An 18,529-nucleotide genomic window follows, 5' to 3' on the forward strand; every position below is an offset into this window, starting at 1 on the left:
GTCTAGAAGTACCCTTCGCGCTTGCGGTCTTCCATCGCGGCCTCGGACATCTTGTCGTCGGCGCGGGTGGCGCCGCGCTCGGTCAGCCGGGACGCGGCGATCTCGGTGATCACCTTCTCCACGGTGTCGGCGTCGGAGTCGACGGCGCCGGTGCAGGACATGTCGCCGACGGTGCGGTAGCGCACCAGACGGGTCTCGACCGTCTCGCCCTCCTTCGGGCCGCCCCAGTCGCCGGCCGTCAGCCACATGCCGTCGCGGTCGAACACCGGCCGCTCGTGCGCGTAGTAGATCGAGGGCAGCTCGATGTTCTCCCGAGCGATGTACTGCCAGACGTCCAGCTCGGTCCAGTTGGACAGCGGGAAGACGCGGACGTGCTCACCGGGCGCGTGGCGGCCGTTGTAGAGCTGCCACAGCTCGGGGCGCTGGCGGCGCGGGTCCCACTGGGAGAACTCGTCGCGCAGGGAGAAGACGCGTTCCTTGGCGCGGGCCTTCTCCTCGTCGCGGCGACCGCCGCCGAAGACGGCGTCGAACTTCTCGCTCCGGATGGCCTCCGTCAACGGCACGGTCTGCAGCGGATTGCGGGTCCCGTCCGGACGTTCGCGCAGCACGCCCCGGTCGATGTGGTCCTGCACGGACGCGACGTGCAGCCGCAGCCCGTGCTCGGCGACGACGCGGTCGCGATGGGCCAGGACCTCGGGGAAGTTGTGTCCCGTGTCCACGTGCAGCAGGGCGAAGGGCAACGGGGCCGGAGTGAACGCCTTCAGCGCCAGGTGCAGCATGACGATGGAGTCCTTGCCGCCGGAGAACAGGATCACCGGCCGCTCGAACTCGCCCGCCACCTCGCGGAAGATGTGCACCGCCTCCGACTCCAGCACGTCGAGGTGGCTCAGGGCGTGCGGAGTGTCGCGGACCGGCCGCCGGGTGCCTTCGCGGCGCGGCGGACCCGTGCGTTCCGGGGCGGACCCGGGTGCGGTGACCGTCGTCATGCCAGCCCCCTCTCGGTCAGCAGCGCGTGCAGGGCCGCCGCGCACTCGGCCACGCCCCGGGTGTGCGTCTCGATCCGCAGATCGGGGAAGTCCGGCCGCTCGTAGGGGTCGTCCACCCCGGTCAGGCCAGTGAGCCGGCCGGCCGCCTGCTGCGCGTACAGGCCCTTCACGTCGCGTTCGGCACACACCTCGACCGGGGTGGCGACGTGCACCTCCAAGTAGGGGGTGTCGCTGCTCTCGTGGCGTCTGCGGACGGCCTCCCGGTCGGCCGCGTAGGGCGCGATCACCGGGACCAGGGCGGTGACGCCGTTGCGGGCCAGCACCTCGGCGAGCAGGCCGAGGCGCTGGACGTTGGCCTGGCGGTCGGCGCGGCTGAAGCCCAGGTCCGCGCAGAGCGACGAGCGGAGTTCGTCGCCGTCCAGCACCTCGACCCGGCGCCCGTCGGCCCGCAGCCGGTCGGCCAGGGCGCGGGCGAGGGTGGTCTTCCCGGCGCTCGGCAGGCCGGTCAGCCACACCGTCGCGCCCGGCCGGCAGGTGCAGATCGGCTCCCTCTGCGTCCTGTTCCCGTGCGGGGTCTCGTGCGGTGGCCCGTGCGGGGTCCGCGCTGATTCCGGAAGCTGCGTCGTCATGACACCTCCTGAATGCTGAGGCCGGTGGCCCGGGGAAAGGTCACGGCTGCCTCGCAGAGACGGTGGCGGATGGTGAGCGAGGCGTGTACCTCGTCGCCGTTGGCGGTGGTGTAGATGTGCGGGACGTCGGCGGGCCAGTGGGCGTGCCCGCCGGCCGGGACCACGACCGGCCGGCGGGCCGGTCCGACCCGGGCGCTGCCCGAGAAGACGGTCAAGTGCTCGGTGACGCCGTGCTGGTGGGGCGGGGAGACCTGGGTGATGCCGGGGCGGATGCGGATCCGGTACAGCTCCGACGTGGCCTCGTGGTCGGTGAACGTCTCCAGGAGCGTGGCGGAGACCGCGGTGCCGTGCACCTCCTCCGGCCGCCCCGCCGGATCGGGATCGGCGAGCAGGACGGCCAGCGGGATGCGGAGCTGGGTGGATATCGCGTAGAGGGTCTCGAGGGTCGGATTGCGGGTGCCGGTTTCCAGACCGGACAGCGTCGCCTTGCCGATCGACGCCCGCTGGGCCAGTTCCGACAGCGACAGACCGTACAGCCGTCGCAGCGTTCTGACACGCCGCCCGACCTCCACGGCGAATGGTTTGGTCATCTTCTCCACATTCCTTTCCGTTCCGAAAAAGGAACCTCAATGTCTTGCGCCAGGCGTTCCGAATTCGGAACGAGAGGCCTTCCTTGACAGTGAACTCAGCGGCGTGTTCACCTGTTTGAGGCGAGATGAAACCTCCTACTAAAAGGTGGGTCATGGCTCAGCAGATATCGGATTTCGCGCTTTCCGACGCTCAGATCGAGCAGTTCAACGAGAATGGATTCATCGGTCCGTTCGACGTGTACGAGCCGGAGGAGATGGACCGCAGCCTGAAGGCGCTGCGGCCCAAGCTGATCAACACGAAGACGTCGATCTACCAGCAGAGCGGTGCCGTCTCCGGCACCACCAACCTGGCCAACTACGACCGTCACCTCGACGTCGACTTCCTGGCCGACCACATCACCCAGCCCAGCATCGTGGGGCCGGTGACCAGCCTGGTCGGCCCCGACGCGCTCTGCTGGCGCACCGAGTTCTTCCCCAAGTACCCCGGCGACGAGGGCACCGACTGGCACCAGGCCGACAACTTCTCCAACGTGGCCGGCTCGAAGTACCCGCAGATCGTGTGGCCCGAGGACGCGGAGTTCGGCGGCACCATCACCGTGTGGACCGCGTTCACCGACGCCACCGTCGAGAACGGCTGCCTGCAGTTCATCCCGGGCTCGCACAAGACGATGAACTACGACGAGTCCAAGGTGATGGAATACGACGCGGATTCCATCAACAAGAAGGAGAAGGACGGCGTCAGGCGCGGCTTCTTCGGCTATGACTACCGGCAGCTCCAGAAGGACCCGAATTGGAGCCCGGACGAGTCCAAGGCCGTCTCGATGGAGATGCGCAAGGGCCAGTGCATCGTCTTCTGGTCGACGCTCATGCACGCCTCGCACCCGCACAACGGCCTGACCGACCAGATGCGCCTTGGTTTCGCGGCCCGCTACCTGCCGACGTCCGTCCGCGTCTACCCGTACTCCGACGCGCTCGTGGAGTTCGGCGGCGAGGCCAGCCTCGACAAGTTCGGCAACGTCCTGGTCGCCGGCAAGGACGGCTACGGACACAACCGCTTCGTCGACCGGACCGTCACCGGTCGTCCCTTCGTCACGCGATAGGAGGCCAACTCGATGGCCAGCACAGAGATCGAGTCCTGGGTCGTGGACACCTGCCGCGAACTGGGGCTGCTGGTGGAGCAACCTGGCGACGACTTCTTCGCCGGCGGCGGCAACTCGCTGACCGCGGTCCGCCTCATCGCGAAGGCCGAGGAGCGGTTCGGCGAGGACAGCCTGATGCCCGACGACCTCTTCGAGCGCAGCACGGTGCAGGAGATCGCCGCGACGATCCAGGCGAGCCGGGACCGGTCCCGGGTCCTGGACTGACAGGAGTTCGGCATGGACAGGCTGACCGGCGGCGACGTGGCACTCGCCGTGCACCGGCGGATCAACCGCACCGCCGTGCCCTACCCCGACGACCGGGGCGTCAAGGAGCTGTTCGAGGCGGTCGCCGCCCGTCTGCCCGAAGCGACCGCGCTCGTCCACCGGGACCGCGTGATCACCTACCGCGACCTGAACCGGGCGGCGAACGGGGTCGCCGCGGAGCTGCGGCGCCGCGGCGTCACCCCGGGCGCCGCCGTCGTGATCGGGGTGGGCCGCTCGCCCGAGCTGATCGCCGCGATCCTCGGCGTGCTCAAGTGCGGCGGCCACTACGTCCCGGTGGACCTCGGCTGGCCGGCGGAGCGCATCCGGTCGGTCCTGGCGCAGACCGGTGCCGCGCACCTCGTCACCGACACACCGGACGCGGTCGCCGGCCGGTTCCCCGGACTCGACGTCCTGTCGCCGGACGTGCCGCCCGTCGAGGCGGACCCGGCGCTGCGGACGGGTCCTGACGACCTCGCCTACGTCAACTTCACCTCCGGCTCCACCGGCCGGCCCAAAGGCGTGCCGATCCGGCACCGCAGCATCGCCCGCCTGGTCTTCGACGCCCGGTACGCCCGGCTCGGCGAGCGCACCAGGATCCTCCAGCTCGCGCCCGTGTACTTCGACGCGGCGACGTTCGAGATCTGGGGCGCGCTGCTGCACGGCGGGACGTGCGTGCTCTACCCGTCGCCGTGGATCCGGCTGTCCGAGCTCAAGCGGACCGTCGCCGCGCACGGTGTCACCGTGGTCTTCCTGACCACGGCACTGTTCAACACCGTGGTGGACGAGGGGCCCGCCGCTCTCGACCAGGTCGAAACCGTCCTGACCGGCGGCGAGTTGCACTCCATGCGGCACCTGCGCAAGGCGGTGGCCCGCTACGGCCCCGGCAAGGTCGTCAACGTGTACGGCCCGACCGAGTGCACGACGTTCGCCACCTACTCCCCGCTCGACCTGGACGGGCTGCCGGAGTCCGTCGCCGACCTTCCGATCGGGCTCCCCCTGCAGAACACCCGGCTGTACGTGGTCGACGGCGACACCCTGTGCCCGCCCGGCCGGGTCGGCGAGATCTGCCTGGCGGGTCCCGGCCTGTCGCCCGGCTACCTCGACGCGCGCGACGCGGCCCGCGGGCACTTCGTGGAGCGCGAGATCGACGGGGTCCGCGAACGGCTGTACCGGACCGGTGACCGCGGGCGGCTGCGCGCGGACGGCGAGGTCGTCTTCGAGGGCCGCCTTGACGACCAGGTGAAGATCAACGGGTTCCGGATCGAGCTCAGCGAGGTCGCCCACCACCTTGACCGGCACCCCGGAGTGCGGTTCAGCCACGTGGCGGTCGGTGAGAACGGCGCGGGGGAGAAGACACTGATCGCGTTCGCGGTTCCGCGCGACGACCGGTGCACGGCGCAGGAGATCACGGAGTTCCTGGGCGTGCACCTGCCGGGTTACATGGTGCCGACGGCGATCCATCTGCGGGACTCCCTCCCTCTGTCCGGAACCGGCAAGGTGGACCGGCAGGCTCTGGTGACGGAGTACGCCGTAGGGGGTGCGCAGTGAACGGCGCGTCCTGGGAGACCCCGCGGCACACGGAGTTCCGTACGCGGGTGCGCGACGTGCTGGCGGAGACGGTCCTCCCGTACGCCGACCGGTGGGAGGAACAGGGCCGGCCGGACCCTGCCGTGTGGAAGGCCCTCGCCGCCGAGGGGCTGCTCGCCCTCGGTCACCACGGCGAGGCGTTCCTCGACAGCGCGATCCTCCTGGAGGAGCTGGGCCGCACCGGCTACGCGGGCATCCGCGCCGGCATCGGCGTGCACGCCTACATGGCCACCTCGTACCTCGACCTGTTCGGCACGCCCGAGCAGAAGGAGGCGTACCTGGAACCGGCCCGCCGGGGCGAACGCGTCGCCGCGCTCGCCATCACCGAGGCGGACGCCGGCTCGGACCTCAGCCGGCTCAGCACCCGGGCCCGCCCCCGCGACGGCGGCGGTCTGCTGGTCGACGGCGAGAAGCTCTATGTCGCCAACGGCTCCCAGGCGTCGTTCTTCGTCGCGCTCGTGCGGACCCGGGACGAGGCCGCGACGCCCCGCCGGGGCCTGACCGGCGCGAGCCTGCTGCTGATCGACGCCGACACCCCGGGGGTGCGGCGCACGGCACAGCGGATGCTGGGCTGGCGCTCCGCCGACATCTGCACGGTCGTCCTCGACGACGTCGTCGTCCCCGACGACCGGGTGCTCGGCCGCAAGGACCACGCGCTGATGCACGTGATCCGCGGCCTGGACTTCGAGCGGCTGGTCGCCGGGCTCCTCGCGGTCGGCGGCGTCGCCCACTGTCTGGACCTGCTGAACGGGCACATCCGCCGCCGCCGGGTCAAGGACACCCCGCTGTACGGGCATCAGGTCGTGCGCCACGCGTTCGCCGAGCTCACGGCCGACCACGAACTGGTCACCCAGTACGGCCGGCACGCGGCCCTGCTGCACAGCCGCGGTGAACTGGACAGCCGCACGGCGACCGTGCTCAAGCTCAAGGCGACCGAACTCGCGGTGCGGGCTGCTCACGTCTGTCTCCAATTCCACGGGGCGCAAGGGTGCCTGGACGAGTCCACGGCGGCCCGGCTCTACCGCGACGCCTCGGCGGGCACGATCGCGGCCGGTGCCAGTGAGCTGCTACGCGAGCTGATCTGAGGCGCCGACCGGCGTCGGCCGGTCGGCGAACCGGGCGTCGGTGAACCGGGCCGCCCGGCCGATCGAGGTGGCGACCTGGGCCCGCGAACCGACGTCGAGCTTCTTGAAGATCCGGCCGAGGTGGGTCTCCACGGTCTTGTGGCTGAGCCGCAGCGCGCGGGCGATCTGCTGATTGGTGCAACCGTCGCTGACCAGCACCGAGATCTCCCGCTCCCGGCTGCTCAGCCGGGCAAGACGGGCGTCGGCCGACTGGGCAGGCGCGCTCGTGGCCAGGTCGTCGGTGTGGTCCAGATATCCGTGGGCCCCACGGTCGCGCAGCAGGACCTGCGCCTCGTCGAGCTGGCGGCGGGCCACCGCGGAGTCGATGCCCGCCCAGGCCGCCGCGACGGCCAGATGGGCCCGGACCACGTCGAGCGGCCGGCCGGCCCGGGTCAGCGTGACGACCGCGCTGGACGCGAAGACGGCGGCCCTGAGCGGATCGGTGACCCGGTGGTGATGGGCCCGCGCCAGCAGCGCCAGACCTGTCGCACCCGGCAACCGCAGCCGGCCCGCGGCCTCTTCGGCCACCGTCGCCCACCGCCCCGCCTCGGTCGCCGAACCGCGCCGCTCCCCTTCGAGACGGGCGAGGACCTCGGCGACGGCGGGCACCATCGAGACGACGGGGAACGAGGCGGCACGCCGCACGGTCCCGGTCGACAGGAGTTCCCTGCACAGTTCCTGGTCGCCCGTGTCGAAGGTCGTCTCCAGCAGCGACAGCCGCACGCGGTCCGCCCACGGCTCGCGCCACGCCTCCGCCCGCCGGGCCGCCTCCCGCGCCTCGCGCAGGGCCGCCGCCCGGTCGCCGCCGATCCACGCGGCCCGGGCGAGCCCGGCCCCCGCCTCGGCCAGCAGACAGTCGCTGCCGATCCGGTCCGCCGCGCGCATCGCCCGGTGACCCGACTCGATCGCCAGGTCGACGCGCCCGAGCCGTAGCCTGACCTCGGCGAGCCCGGTCGCGAACTGCGGTACGAGGTGGTCGAGTTCGTGGGCCGCGGCGATGCCGAGACCCCGCTCGAAGTGCCGTGCGGCCGCCGCGTCCTGCTCCAGCCGGGCCAGGGACCTGGCCAGCCAGTACAGCGGGTCGAGCCGGCCGACGAGAGCGGTGTCGTCGAGCCCGTCGAGCAGGGCCGCCACGCCGTCGAGCCGGGCGGTCGCCTGCGCGGTGCGGCCCGCGTCCGCGTCCTGGGCGCCGAGCAGCGCCCCGGCGTACGCGCGGGCCAGCGGGTCGGACCGGTCGGTGGCCCAGCGTGCCGCGGGCGGGGCGCCGCCGGGCAGCGGGGTGCCGCGCTCCAGCGCCGCCGCGAGCCGCGCCAGGTCGATCAGGGCGAGTGCCTCGGGTTCGCCGGCCACGTCCGGCCGCACCGCGTCCAGCAGGGACTCGGCCAGGGCGTACCGGCCCAGCAGGCGCTGCGCGCGGGCCCGCCACTCGGCGGCCTCCGCCCGCAGCACGAGCGGGACTTCGGTGCCGGGCGACGCGGTCCGGTCGAGGACGTCGAGGGCCTCGCTGGGCCGTCCGGCGACGACCAGGGCCTTGCCGGTGCGCACCCGCTGCGCGTAGAGGAGGGTGCCGTCCCCGGGGGCGCAGGTGTGGTCGGCCGGTCGCGGCAGCAGGCCCGAGCGGACCCGGTCGGCGACCGGTGTCCGGTGCGGTACGGGTCCTGCCTGGCCGTGGGCGCACGGGGCGGGCAGCGGGACGAGCCCGGTCGCCGCGGTGTGCGCGGCGAGCCGCCACCGCTCACTCGTGGAGTGGTAGGCGGTGGCCCGCAGCAGGGAGTTCCGGAACCGGTACTGGTCGGCGAGTTCGCCGGGCCTGACGATGTCCTCGCGCAGCAGCTCGGCGACGGCGTCGGCGAGGCGCTCGGCGGGCAGTTCGGTGAGGGACCGCAGCTCGTGGAGGGTGAACGCGTCCCCGAGGACCGCCGCGGACTGCGCGACGAGCCAGCCGTCGCCCGTCACGGCGCGGAACTCCTCGAGGAAGCGGGTGAAGGGGGTGAGTCCGGGGGCGTCGGGCGCGGTCCCGCCGTAGGCGCGGGGCGCCGCCGCCAGGGCAAGCAGCAGCCCCGGGTTGCCGCCCGCCCGGCCGGTCAGGGCCCTGCGCAGCGGCCGGGCCGTCCCCTCGGGCAGGAGCGCGTCGAGCTCCGGCTCGGGCAGGGGGCCGAGTTCGATCCGGTGCGTTCCCGGGACGGACGCCAGGAGTCCGCGCAGGCGCAGCGGGGACTGGCGGTCGCGATGGGCGACCACGATGACGAGGCGGGCGTCGGGCGGCCTGCGCACGAGGCTCTCCAGCAGGTCGAGCGAGGCCGGGTCCGCCCAGTGGACGTCGTCCAGGGCGAGCACGAGACCGCTCGACTCCGTGAGCCCGCGCACCGCCTGACGCAGCGCCGATCCCATCGGGCCCGGTGCGACCGGGCCGGGCGCGGGGGCGGGCCCGGCCGTCAGGTCCAGTGCGGGGAACACCCCGCCGAGCACCTGCCGGCAGGTGCTCGGCAGGTTCCGCAGAACCGTGCCGGCCCGGTCGGCGAAAATCTCGTCGAACGCGTCGGAGAACAACTGATAAGGCGCGGCGCCCGCGGCGGGGCCCGCCGCGGCGTGCGCGACGGACCAGCCCTGCTTTCTGGCGTCATCGAGTATCCGGTGCAGCAACCGGGTCTTTCCTGTCCAGGGCTGTCCCAGAATCTCCACGACGGCGGGAGTCGTACGCTGCGGGTCGAATAGGCGACCCGTATCCGCTTTCGTGGACCGGCCGGTCGGGACCGGCCGTGGAATTGCCCCGTCACCTTCCATGAACGGCGATCTCTTCCTGAGCAGGGGGCGCGCTCGCCCCCGACGGCCGGCTCTCGCCCGCCATCGCGCGGCGCAGACTCAGCGGCCGCATATCGGTCCAGTGCGCCTCGATGTATTCCAGGCACTGCTCCTTGGCGGTCGGCTCCAGCACGGCACGCCAGCCGGCCGGAATCTCTTTTCCGTCGGGCCAGATCGAGTACTGCTCCTCTTCGTTGATCACAACGACATGGCGCTCGGAACTGTCGGTAGACACACTCATCTCCCTACATGACCTTTGTGTGGTGGCAACTGCAGGTATGGGCTGTCGATCTGCCCGTCGAGCCGATTGTGCGAAATCCTATTCGCAGCCGCTCAAGAAGGGCTTGGAAGTTGCCATAGGCGACGCGGGCCGGCCCGGCAGAAGAGCCGGGGAACACGGCCCGAAATTCCGTCACGTCGCGTTTGGGCGCAGGTCAATTAGTGGGAAGGCCGTTCCACGCCCAAGATCACGCGTACTCTTCGGCCCGCCCCGCGAGGGCCTGCCGGAGCTCGCCGGCGATCTCGGGGACCCGGGCGAGGAGGTAGAAGTGGCCGCCCGGATGCACGGACAGGGCGGCGGGCGCGGTGGTGACCGCGGACCACGCCCCGGCCTCGGACGGGGGCACGCGCGGGTCCTCGGCACCGGTCATGGCGATCACCGGGCAGGTGAGCGGCGGACCGGGGGCGGCGCGATAGGTCTCCACCGCCTCGAAGTCGGCGCGCAGGGCGGGCAGCGCCAGCCTGAGGAGGCCCGGATGCTCCGGCGGAGGGCCGTCCGCCCCGTTCAGGTGCGCCACTTCGGCGAGGATCGCGTCGTCGCCGAGGTGGTGGAAGGCCGGTCCTGGCGGCAGGAACGGGCCGCGCCGGGCGGAGGCCACGAGCAGGGACGCGGGGCGGCCGTCGGCCTCCAGCCGGCGGGCCAGCTCGAAGGCGACGACGGCGCCCATGCTGTGGCCGAACAGGGCGAGGGGCGTGGTGTCCTCGGGGTCCAGCAGGCGGAAGAGCGCGTCGGCCAGCGGCGCGATGGACCGGGCCGCCGGCTCCCTCCGCCGGTCCTGGCGGCCGGGGTACTGCACGGCCAGGACGTTCACCTCCGGTGCCAGGGCTTGGGAGAAGGGGAGGTAGTCGCCGGCCGAACCGCCCGCGTGCGGCACGTACAGCAGTCGTGGCGCCCCGGGCAGCGCGGGCCTGAACTGCCTGATCCACAGGTCGCGTTCGGACCGGGGCGCGGTGGGCAGGGTGGGCGCGGTCATCGGCGCAGGGCGGACTCGGTGAGCGCACGGCGGTAGAAGAGCTGTGCGTCGTCCTCGTCGAGCAGTCCCGACGCGCCGTGCAGCTGGAGGGTCTCCGTCGCGGTGTCCACGGCGAGTTCACGGGCGAGGCGCAGCGCGTGCGCGGGCTCGTCCGCACAGTGGATCAGGCTGCGGACGGCTTCGAGGCGGGCGGCCAGCGCCGCGAGCCGGAAGGCGGGGGACTGGTGCGCGCCGAGCGGCTTGCCGAAGACGGTCCTGCGGCGGGCGTGCGCGGTGGCGAGGTCCAGGGCGCCCCGGCTCAGACCGGCCAGGTAGGCGGCCTGACCGGAGCGGATCCGGTCGGTCAGGGCGCGGGGGTCGGCGAGCCGGCCGGACAGCACGAGCGGCACGTCGGCGGCCACCTCGACGGTGAAGAGCCCGCCGCCGCCGAGATCGGCGTGCTCGGTCAGCCGGACGCCCGGCCGGTCGAGCTCGACGACGCCGAACTCGGCGCCGTCCACGGTGAGCAGCAGGTCGGCCTGGTCCGCGCAGCGCACGAAGCGCCGGTCGGGCCCGGCCAGCGCCGCCGCGAGCTCGCCCGCTCGCAGCGCGTCGAGCAGCTCCGCCGTGCGTGGCGACGCGGGGAGCGCGGCGAGCGCCTCGACGGCCGCCACCGTGTCGAGGTAGGGCCCGCGGTAGAGGGTCTCGCCCAGCAGTTCGGCGACGGGCAGGGCGGCCTGCGGGTCGTGCAGCGCGCCCGCCTGGGCCAGCGCGGCCCACACGGCGCCCTGGGCGGACGCCGCCTCGGCGGACAGCGGGCGTTCGCCGAGCCGGCGCAGCACGGGGCGCAGCTCGGGCGCGAAGACGTCGCTCAGCGGGTCGGCGGCGGTCAGCGTGGCCGGGGTGGTCGTCACAGCAACTCCAGGTGCGAGGTCGCGATGGTGCGCAGCATCACCTCGGACGTGCCCGAGGCGAGGGTGAGCGTCGGGGCGTAGCGCAGCGCCCGCGCGACGCGTCCGAGGTCCGGCGCGTCGGGGTCCTGATTGGTCAACAGGCCGTCCCTGCCACGTAGTTCGAGGCAGAACCGGGCCACTTCGCGCGCCTGCTCGGTGACGTACCACTTGGACATGGCGGCCAGCACCGGATCGGCCCGGCCCGCGTCGAGCCCGGCCACCATCCGCCAGGCGAGGGCGTGCCCGGCCGTCAGCCGCGCGTCGAGCTCGGTGTACCGGTCCCGCAGGGCGTCGGGGACCGCGTCGGCCACCGAGTCGAGCCAGTGCCGGATCTTGGCGTGGAAGTCGATGCCGGTCCGCTCCAGCACCAGCAGTTCGCTGATCATCCGCCAGCCGTCGTCCACCTCGCCGAGCACGTCGTCGCGGGTCAGCCGGACCCCGTCGACGGAGATCTCGCAGAAGGCGTCGTCGGTGAGGTTCGGCAGCGTACGGATCGTCACGCCGGGGGAGCGCAGCGGGAGCAGGAACAGCCCGATGCCGGGCATGGTGCCGGGCACGGTGATCGCCGCGCACAGCGCCGTGTCGGCGAACCCGGACTTCTGGTTGAACACCTTGGTGCCGTACAGCCGCCAGGCGCCGTCGCCGTCGGGCTCGGCCCGCGTGGTCATCCGGCCGAGGTCGGACCCGGCCTGCGGCTCGGTGAACAGTACGGTGGCGATCTGCTCGCCGCGCGCCAACGCCGGGAGCAGCCGGGCCCGTTGGGCGTCGGTGCCGCTGTCGAGGACGAAGCGTCCCACGATGTCGACGCTCAGCACGTGCGCGTCGTCCGGCACCCCGGCGAGGATCATCTCCTCGGTGACCACGGCGGACTCGTAGTGGCCGAGCCCGGCGCCGCCGTACCGCTCGGGCCAGCTCGGCGCGAGCCAGCCGCGCTCGCCGAGCAGCCGGTAGGTCTCCAGCAGCCCCGGCTCCTCGCCGGGCGGCAGCCGCCGGATCCGGCCGACCTCCTCCTGGACGCGGTCGGAGCGCAGCAGCGCGCGCACCTCCTCGCGGAAGGCGCGTTGCGCGGGTGTCGGCCGGGTGTCGGGCACGTCGGCCACGGGCAGGTTCGTCATGGTCACATCGACTCCTGGTCGAGCAGCGCGCCGAGCGTCCCGCCCAACTCCGCGACCTGCGGAGGGCGCATCATTCCGTAGTGGTCGCCGGGCACGCGGCGCATGATCACCGGCCCGCTGGTCCAGGCCGCCCAGTCGTCGGCGGTGGACGCGGGGGAGTCCTCGGTGAGCAGCAGGTCGATCCGTCCGTCGTACTGCTCGGGACGCCACACCGCGGCCGTCGAGATGATCACGCGGAAGACCTCCATGCGGCGGCGCATCAGGTCGGCGGACCCGGGCGGCACCAGACCCGACTCGACGAGCGCGTCGATGACCCGGTCGGCCTGTTCCGACTCGTCAAGGGCGGCCAGTTCCTCCACGGACCCGGCGGGCGGGTCGACCCCGGCCGTCAGCGCGAGGTTCTCGGCGAACATGGCGCGCAGCAGCGCCGCGTCCGGTGCCTCGTCCAGCATGGGTGGCCGCTGCGTGTCCAGCATCGCGAGCAGCGTGACCCGGGCGCCGCGCCGGCGCAGCCGCACCGCGGTCGCGTGCGCGAGGCCGCCGCCGACCGACCAGCCGACGAGCCGGTACGGCCCCTCGGGCGCCACCCGGAGCACGGCGTCGGCATACGCCTCGGCCATCTCCCCGATGGACGCGGGGAGTTCGCCCTCGTCCAGGCCCGGCACGGAGATCCCGTAGTACGGGACGCCGGCCGGCAGTTCACGGCAGAGCGCGGCGTACGCCAGCGACGAGCCGCTGCTCGCGTGGAAGAGGAAGACCGGGGCCCGTCCGGGGTCACCGGGCAGCAGCGGCACCACGACGTCCGCGGGCTCTGCGTCGGCCGCCGGCCGGGCGGGGCGTGTCGCGGCCAGCGCGTCGTCGGCCGCGGTCACCAGTGCGGTCAGGGTGGGACGGTGGAGGAACTCGCCCAGATCCAGGGCGATTCCGGTCCGCTCCCGGATCTCCACGACGAGCGCCGCCGCCTGGAGCGAACCGCCGCCGAGGGTGAAGAAGTCGTCGTCCGCCCTGGCCTCCGGCACGTCGAGCGCCGCGCGCCACAGCCCGGTGATCAACTGCCCGAGCGCGGACCAGGACCCGGGCGCCGGAGCGGGGGGCCGCTCCGTGTCGTCCGGCGCCGCGGTGGACGGGACACCGGGGAGGGGCCCACTCAGCGTGAGGGCGCTCAGCGGGGTGCCGGGCGCCGTGACCATGGTCTCCAGCACGGTCCGCAGATCGGCCAGCAGACACTCGACGCGCGCCCGGTCGAACAGCTCGGTCGAGTACTCGGCGGTCAGCTCCAGCGCGTGCGTGGAGGTGCGGGCGGCGCTCAGCGTGAGGTCGAAGCGCGACGTGCCGAGCGGCACGTCGCACGACTCCACGCGCAGGTCGCCGAGCGTGAACCCCTCGACGCGGGACTCGCTGGTCACCAGGGCGACCTGGAACAGCGGGTTGCGGGCGCCGGAGCGTGTGGGCCGCTGCCGGGCCACCACCTGGTCGAACGGCAGCTCCTGGTGGCGGTGGGCGTCCGTCACGACATCGGCGGTGCGCTCGAGCAGCGTGCTCAGCGACGGGTCGCCCGCGGTGCTGGTGCGCAGCACGAGCGTGTTGGGGAAGAAGCCGATCAGCGGCTCCAGTTCGGGCCTGACCCGGCCGGCGAAGACGGTGCCGACGGTGATGTCGGTGCTCTCGGCCCAGCGGCTCAGCACCGCGTTCAGCGCGGTCGCGAGCACGGTGAGCAGCGGGCCCTCGTGCGCCGCCGTCAGGGCCTGGGCCAGCCGGGGCGGCAGCGCCACCCCGGTGATCGTCTCGCCGGCCCAGGTGGGTTTGCGCGGCCGCGGCCGGTCGGCGGGCAGCGCCGTCGGGACGGCTCCCGCCAGCTGCCGCGCCCAGTACTCGGCCTGCCGCTCGCCCACCGGACCGGCGATCCGGTCGCGCTGCCAGGCGGCGTAGTCCGTGTACTGCACGCCCGGGGCCGACGAGGGCAGTTCCGTCCCGTCCGGCCCGGCCAGATAGTCCCGGCTGAGCTCGCCGACGAGCAGCGGGATCGACCAGTCGTCCACGACGGCGTGGTGCAGGATCAGGGCGAACACGTGGTCGTCGGGGGCGAACCGCCACAGCCGCGCCCGCAGCGGGGCGGCCGCGGCGAGGTCGAACGGCTCCCGGGCCGCCCGCGCCACGTGCTCGCGCAGCGCCCGCTCCCGCCCGTCCGCGTCGAGCCCCGGCAGGTCCTCCAGCGGGAGCGGCACGGACTCGGGCGGCTCCTCGACGATCTGCCGGTCCCGGGCGAACCGGGTGCGCAGCACCGCGTGCCGGGCCGCGAGCCGGGTGACGGCCCGGCCGAGGGCGGCCACGTCCAGCGGGCCGCGCAGCCGCAGCACCACGGGCGTGTGGTAGATCGCCTGATGGTCCATCAACTGGTCGAGGAACCACATGCGTTGCTGCGCGTACGACAGGGGGGCGGCGGTGCCCGGCGGCAGCGGTGCGATCGGGCCGGGCAGCTCGCCGCGCCCGCGCACCGCCTCCTTGGCGCGGAGGCGGGCGAGCAACTCGGCGCGCCGCTCGGGGGACAGCCCGGCCAGGCGCTCGCGCAGAGCGGTGTCCATCAGGCGTCCTCCAGGTCGTCGAGCAGCTCGGCCAGCAGGTCGTCGTCGGCCGCGGCCAGTTCCTCGCCCTCGATGAGCTCGGCGAGACCGGCGATGGTCGAGGCGCGGAAGAAGGCGCGCAGCTCCAGGCTGACGCCGAAGGCGTCGCGCACCCGCGACGTGATCTGGGTGATCCGCAGCGAGTTGCCGCCGAGCGAGAAGAAGTCGTCGTGCACGCCGAGGTCCGTGGTGCCCAGGACCTCGCCCCAGATCTCGGCGAGCCTGCGCTCCGTCGGCGTGCGCGGCCCGGTCCTCTCGGACGCGGCCGGGCGGTCCGGATCGGGCAGCCTGGCGTGGTCGATCTTGCCGTTGGCGTTCAGCGGGAAGGAGTCGACGGCGACGAACGCGGCGGGGACCAGACCGGCGGGCAGCAGCGCGGAGAGCTCCGTGCGCAGGGCCGCGGTGTCGGGCACGGCGCCGTCGTCCGTCACGAGGTGGGCGACGAGGGCGCCGTCCCGCAGCGTCACCAGGGCCTGCCGGATCCCCGGCCGGTCGGTGAGCACCGCCTCGATCTCGCCCGGTTCGACGCGCAGTCCGCGCACCTTCAGCTGGCGGTCCACCCGGCCGTGGAAGGTGAGGACGCCGTCGGGGCGGCGGACCGCCAGGTCACCGGTGCGGTAGACCCGGCTGCCCGGCGGACCGAAGGGGTCGGGCAGGAACTTCTCCGCGGTCAGCCCCGGACGGCCGAGATAGCCGCGGGCCACACCGGTCCCGCCGATGTACAGCTCGCCGGGGACTCCCTCGGGCGCGAGGTCGCCGCGCTCGTCCACGACGTACGCCCGGTAGCCGGCCAGCGGCAGACCGATGGGCGGCGGACCGTCCAGCGGGCCGGGGACGAGGTGGTCGATGCAGGCGACGGTCGCCTCGGTGGGCCCGTACGCGTTGTGGAACTCGCGGCCCGGCACGTTCCACCGGTTGACCAGGTCACCCGGGTAGGGCTCCAGACCCACGAACAGGGCCCGCAGATCGGGGAAGGCGTCCGCGTCGAGCTCGCCGAGGATCGCCGGGGGCAGGTCGGTCACCGTGACCGCCGTGGAGCGCATCAGCTCGGCGAGCCCGTCGAAGTCGTGCAGCACCTCGACCGGCGCCTGCACGAGTGCCGCGCCGCTGGTCAGCGCCGAGAAGAAGTCGAAGACGCTGACGTCGAAGGCCGGGTTGGCGAACTGGAGCACGCGGTCCCCGGGCCCGAGCCGGAAGGTCCCGACGATGGTGAGCACGAACTCGACGACCTGACGGTGCTCCACCACCACGCCCTTGGGGCGGCCGGTGGAACCCGACGTGTAGATGACGTAGGCCGCGGAGGCGGGGTCGACGACCCGCGCGGAACCGTCGTCGGCGTCGTCGCTCTCCTCGGTGTCGGGCGCGTCCAGCAGGACCGGCGACACCCCCTCGGGCAGCAGCCCGGCGACGTCGCCCACGGTCACCACGGTCCGGCAGTCCGCGTCGTCGAGCATCCACGCGATCCGGTCCGCCGGATAGCCGGGATCCATCGGCAGGTACGCCGCGCCCGCCTTGAGCACCGCGAGCAGCGCCGCGGGCAGCTCGGGGCCGCGCGGCAGCAGCACGCCGACGATCTCGCCCGCCTCGGTGCGCCGCCGCAGCCGCCGGGCCAGCCGGTCGGCGCGGGCGTTCAGTTCGCCGTACGAGACGGTGGTGCCCTCGAACAGGCACGCGGGGGCGTCGGGGTCGGCGGCGGCACGCGCCTCGAAGAGCTGGTGGAGCAGCCGGCCGCGCGCACCGGGCGCGTCGGGACCGGTGCTGTGGCGCAGCGCGAGGGCCCGCCGCTCGGAGCCGAGCAGATCGAGGCCGGACAGCGGGACGGTGGGGTCGGCGCACACCTGGTCGAGCACGGCGGCGTACTGCGCGAGCAGCCGCTCGATCCGGTCCGCGTCGAAGAGGTCGGTGGCGTACTCGGCCCACAGGTCGAGCCCCTCGCCGGGGACCTCGGTGACCTGCACGGCGAGGTCGAACCGGGCGGTGCCCTGCCCGACCGGCTCGGCGACGACCCGCAGGCCGCCCGCCTCACCGCTGCCCGCCGTCGCGTTCTGCAGGGTGAAGGAGACCTGGAAGAGCGGATTGCGGCTGGTGTCCCGCTCGGGGCGCAGCTCCCGGACGAGCCGGTCGAAGCCGAGTCCCTGGTGGAGGTGGGCGCCGAGGACGGTCTCCCGGGTCCGGGCGATCAGCTCGCTGAAGGCCGGGTCGCCGGCGGTGCTGGTGCGCAGCACCAGCGTGTTGGCGAAGAAGCCGATGAGCCGCTCGATGTCGGGGTGGTCGCGCCCGGCGAACACCGAGCCGACGGCCACGTCCTTGGCGCCGGTGTAGCAGGTCAGCAGGGCGTTGAAGGCGGCCAGCAGCACGCTGAGCAGCGTCGCCTGCTCGGCGCGGGCCAGTTCGCCGAGCCGGGTGCGCAGCCCGTCGGGAAGGCGCAGGACGGTGGTGGCGCCGCGGAAGCTCTGCTCGGCCGGTCGCGGCCGGTCGGTGGGGAGGTCGAGCGTCGGCAGGTCCGCGAGGCGCTCGCGCCAGTAGGCGAGCAGCCGCTCGGTGGCCTCGGCCGACGCCTTCTCCCGCTCCCAGGACGCGAAGTCCGCGTACTGGACGGGTAGTTCGGGCAGCTCGGTGGTGGTGCCGGCGACCGCGGCGGCGTAACCGGCCGTCAGTTCGCCGACCAGGATGGCGGTGGACCAGCCGTCGGTCGCGATGTGGTGGATGCACAGGACCAGCAGGTGTTCCGTGGGCGCGAGCCGGATCAGCCGGGCGCGCAGCAGCGGACCGGCCGCCAGGTCGAAGGCGCCGGTGGCGACCTCGTCCGCGAGGGCGCGGGCCGTCTCGTCGGCCTTGTCGGGGTCCAGCTGATCCGTCAGATCGGTCAGCGGGATGTCCACCCGGTCCGGGGCCGGATCGATGATCTGGTGCGGCACCCCGTGCTCTTCGCTGTAGCGGGTGCGCAGGCTCTCGTGGCGTCCGACGACGAGGGTGAGCGCCGCGACCAGCTTCTCGTGGTCCAGCTCCCCGTGCAGGCGCAGCGCCAGCGGGGAGTTGTAGACGGGCTGGCCCGGCGTCCACTTGTCGAGGAACCAGAGCCGCTGCCCGGCGAACGACAGGGGCAACGGACGGTCGCGCGGCACCGGGGACAGACTCGCCGGAGCGTTTCGGCGAGCGCCCAACTCCTTCAGCAGCCGCTTGGCCTCGGTGACCTCACCGGTGGCCTTGCGAGCGGTGCGGGCACGAGCCGGGATCGGCCCGCCGGCTTCGAACCTCGGCATGCGGCATCTCCTCTGCACAGACTCCTGGTGCCTGGCAACTGTGGCCCACGCGGTAAGGGGCGGCTATCGGGACTTCTCCCGACTGGCCGGGCAGGGCCGCGATGTCCCAGCGTGACTGGGGAGTTTCCCGGAGTGCTGGGTCCTGTCCTGGGTTCCCTGTCTGCGCCCCGACGCCCGGCACCGCGCCCGCCCTCCGGGCGGACGACGGGGAACTCCGGACAGGA

General features: G+C 73.4%; 14 protein-coding genes. 4 read left to right on the plus strand and 10 right to left on the minus strand.

Annotated elements, in window-relative coordinates:
* Positions 1 to 2: 2 nt before the first annotated feature.
* From cysD to M4J07_RS05900, 3 genes are read right to left on the minus strand one after another with little or no spacing between them, the layout of a single operon-like run.
* Positions 3 to 986 carry a sulfate adenylyltransferase subunit CysD gene (cysD, locus tag M4J07_RS05890; protein ID WP_255967972.1) on the minus strand — a complete coding sequence of 328 codons (984 nt, stop codon included), beginning with the start codon at positions 984 to 986 and terminating at the stop codon, positions 3 to 5.
* Positions 983 to 1,615: an adenylyl-sulfate kinase gene (gene cysC, locus M4J07_RS05895; RefSeq protein ID WP_255967973.1), complete on the minus strand. Its 633-nt coding sequence runs from the start codon at positions 1,613 to 1,615 to the stop codon at positions 983 to 985. The genes cysD and cysC overlap by 4 nt, the downstream gene beginning before the upstream one ends.
* Positions 1,612 to 2,205 carry a helix-turn-helix domain-containing protein gene (locus M4J07_RS05900; protein WP_255967974.1) on the minus strand — a complete coding sequence of 198 codons (594 nt, stop codon included), beginning with the start codon at positions 2,203 to 2,205 and terminating at the stop codon, positions 1,612 to 1,614. Before M4J07_RS05900 ends, cysC begins: the two co-directional genes overlap by 4 nt.
* Positions 2,206 to 2,357: 152 nt before the next feature.
* Here M4J07_RS05900 and M4J07_RS05905 point away from each other — a divergent pair, with 152 nt between their 5' ends.
* Genes M4J07_RS05905 through M4J07_RS48190 form a run of 4 tightly spaced genes read left to right on the plus strand, consistent with a single transcriptional unit; the run spans position 2,358 to position 6,280 of the window.
* Entirely contained in the window at positions 2,358 to 3,305 is a 948-nt protein-coding gene (locus M4J07_RS05905; RefSeq protein ID WP_255967975.1) for a chlorinating enzyme, read from the plus strand.
* A 12-nt stretch (positions 3,306 to 3,317) separates the two neighbouring features.
* Complete coding sequence (locus M4J07_RS05910; RefSeq protein WP_255967976.1) at positions 3,318 to 3,569, plus strand: phosphopantetheine-binding protein; 252 nt, start codon at positions 3,318 to 3,320, stop codon at positions 3,567 to 3,569.
* Between the two features lie 12 nt (positions 3,570 to 3,581).
* Positions 3,582 to 5,156 carry an amino acid adenylation domain-containing protein gene (locus tag M4J07_RS05915; RefSeq protein WP_255967977.1) on the plus strand — a complete coding sequence of 525 codons (1,575 nt, stop codon included), beginning with the start codon at positions 3,582 to 3,584 and terminating at the stop codon, positions 5,154 to 5,156.
* Positions 5,153 to 6,280 carry an acyl-CoA dehydrogenase family protein gene (locus tag M4J07_RS48190; RefSeq protein ID WP_255967978.1) on the plus strand — a complete coding sequence of 376 codons (1,128 nt, stop codon included), beginning with the start codon at positions 5,153 to 5,155 and terminating at the stop codon, positions 6,278 to 6,280. The genes M4J07_RS05915 and M4J07_RS48190 overlap by 4 nt, the downstream gene beginning before the upstream one ends.
* On the opposite strand, the gene M4J07_RS05925 is transcribed toward M4J07_RS48190, so the two are convergent.
* From M4J07_RS05925 to M4J07_RS05955, 7 genes are all read right to left on the minus strand, one after another.
* On the minus strand, positions 6,263 to 9,103 hold the full coding sequence (locus M4J07_RS05925; RefSeq protein ID WP_255967979.1) for an AAA family ATPase: 2,841 nt from the start codon (positions 9,101 to 9,103) through the stop codon (positions 6,263 to 6,265). The two genes, M4J07_RS48190 and M4J07_RS05925, sit on opposite strands and share 18 nt — an antisense overlap.
* Entirely contained in the window at positions 9,093 to 9,356 is a 264-nt protein-coding gene (locus M4J07_RS05930) for an MbtH family NRPS accessory protein (protein ID WP_308284732.1), read from the minus strand. The genes M4J07_RS05925 and M4J07_RS05930 overlap by 11 nt, the downstream gene beginning before the upstream one ends.
* A 232-nt stretch (positions 9,357 to 9,588) precedes the next feature.
* Positions 9,589 to 10,374 (minus strand): thioesterase II family protein, encoded by a 786-nt coding sequence (locus M4J07_RS05935; RefSeq protein ID WP_255967981.1) that lies wholly within the window; start codon positions 10,372 to 10,374, stop codon positions 9,589 to 9,591.
* Positions 10,371 to 11,267 carry an acyl-CoA dehydrogenase family protein gene (locus tag M4J07_RS48195; RefSeq protein ID WP_255967983.1) on the minus strand — a complete coding sequence of 299 codons (897 nt, stop codon included), beginning with the start codon at positions 11,265 to 11,267 and terminating at the stop codon, positions 10,371 to 10,373. The genes M4J07_RS05935 and M4J07_RS48195 overlap by 4 nt, the downstream gene beginning before the upstream one ends.
* Positions 11,264 to 12,421: an acyl-CoA dehydrogenase family protein gene (locus M4J07_RS05945; protein ID WP_255967985.1), complete on the minus strand. Its 1,158-nt coding sequence runs from the start codon at positions 12,419 to 12,421 to the stop codon at positions 11,264 to 11,266. Before M4J07_RS05945 ends, M4J07_RS48195 begins: the two co-directional genes overlap by 4 nt.
* A 2-nt stretch (positions 12,422 to 12,423) precedes the next feature.
* Entirely contained in the window at positions 12,424 to 15,003 is a 2,580-nt protein-coding gene (locus tag M4J07_RS05950) for a condensation domain-containing protein (protein ID WP_255967987.1), read from the minus strand.
* On the minus strand, positions 15,003 to 18,305 hold the full coding sequence (locus tag M4J07_RS05955; RefSeq protein WP_255967989.1) for an amino acid adenylation domain-containing protein: 3,303 nt from the start codon (positions 18,303 to 18,305) through the stop codon (positions 15,003 to 15,005). Before M4J07_RS05955 ends, M4J07_RS05950 begins: the two co-directional genes overlap by 1 nt.
* Positions 18,306 to 18,529 lie beyond the last annotated feature (224 nt).

It is taken from the genome of Streptomyces longispororuber (assembly GCF_024448165.1).
In the GTDB taxonomy this organism is placed as follows: domain Bacteria; phylum Actinomycetota; class Actinomycetes; order Streptomycetales; family Streptomycetaceae; genus Streptomyces; species Streptomyces longispororuber_A.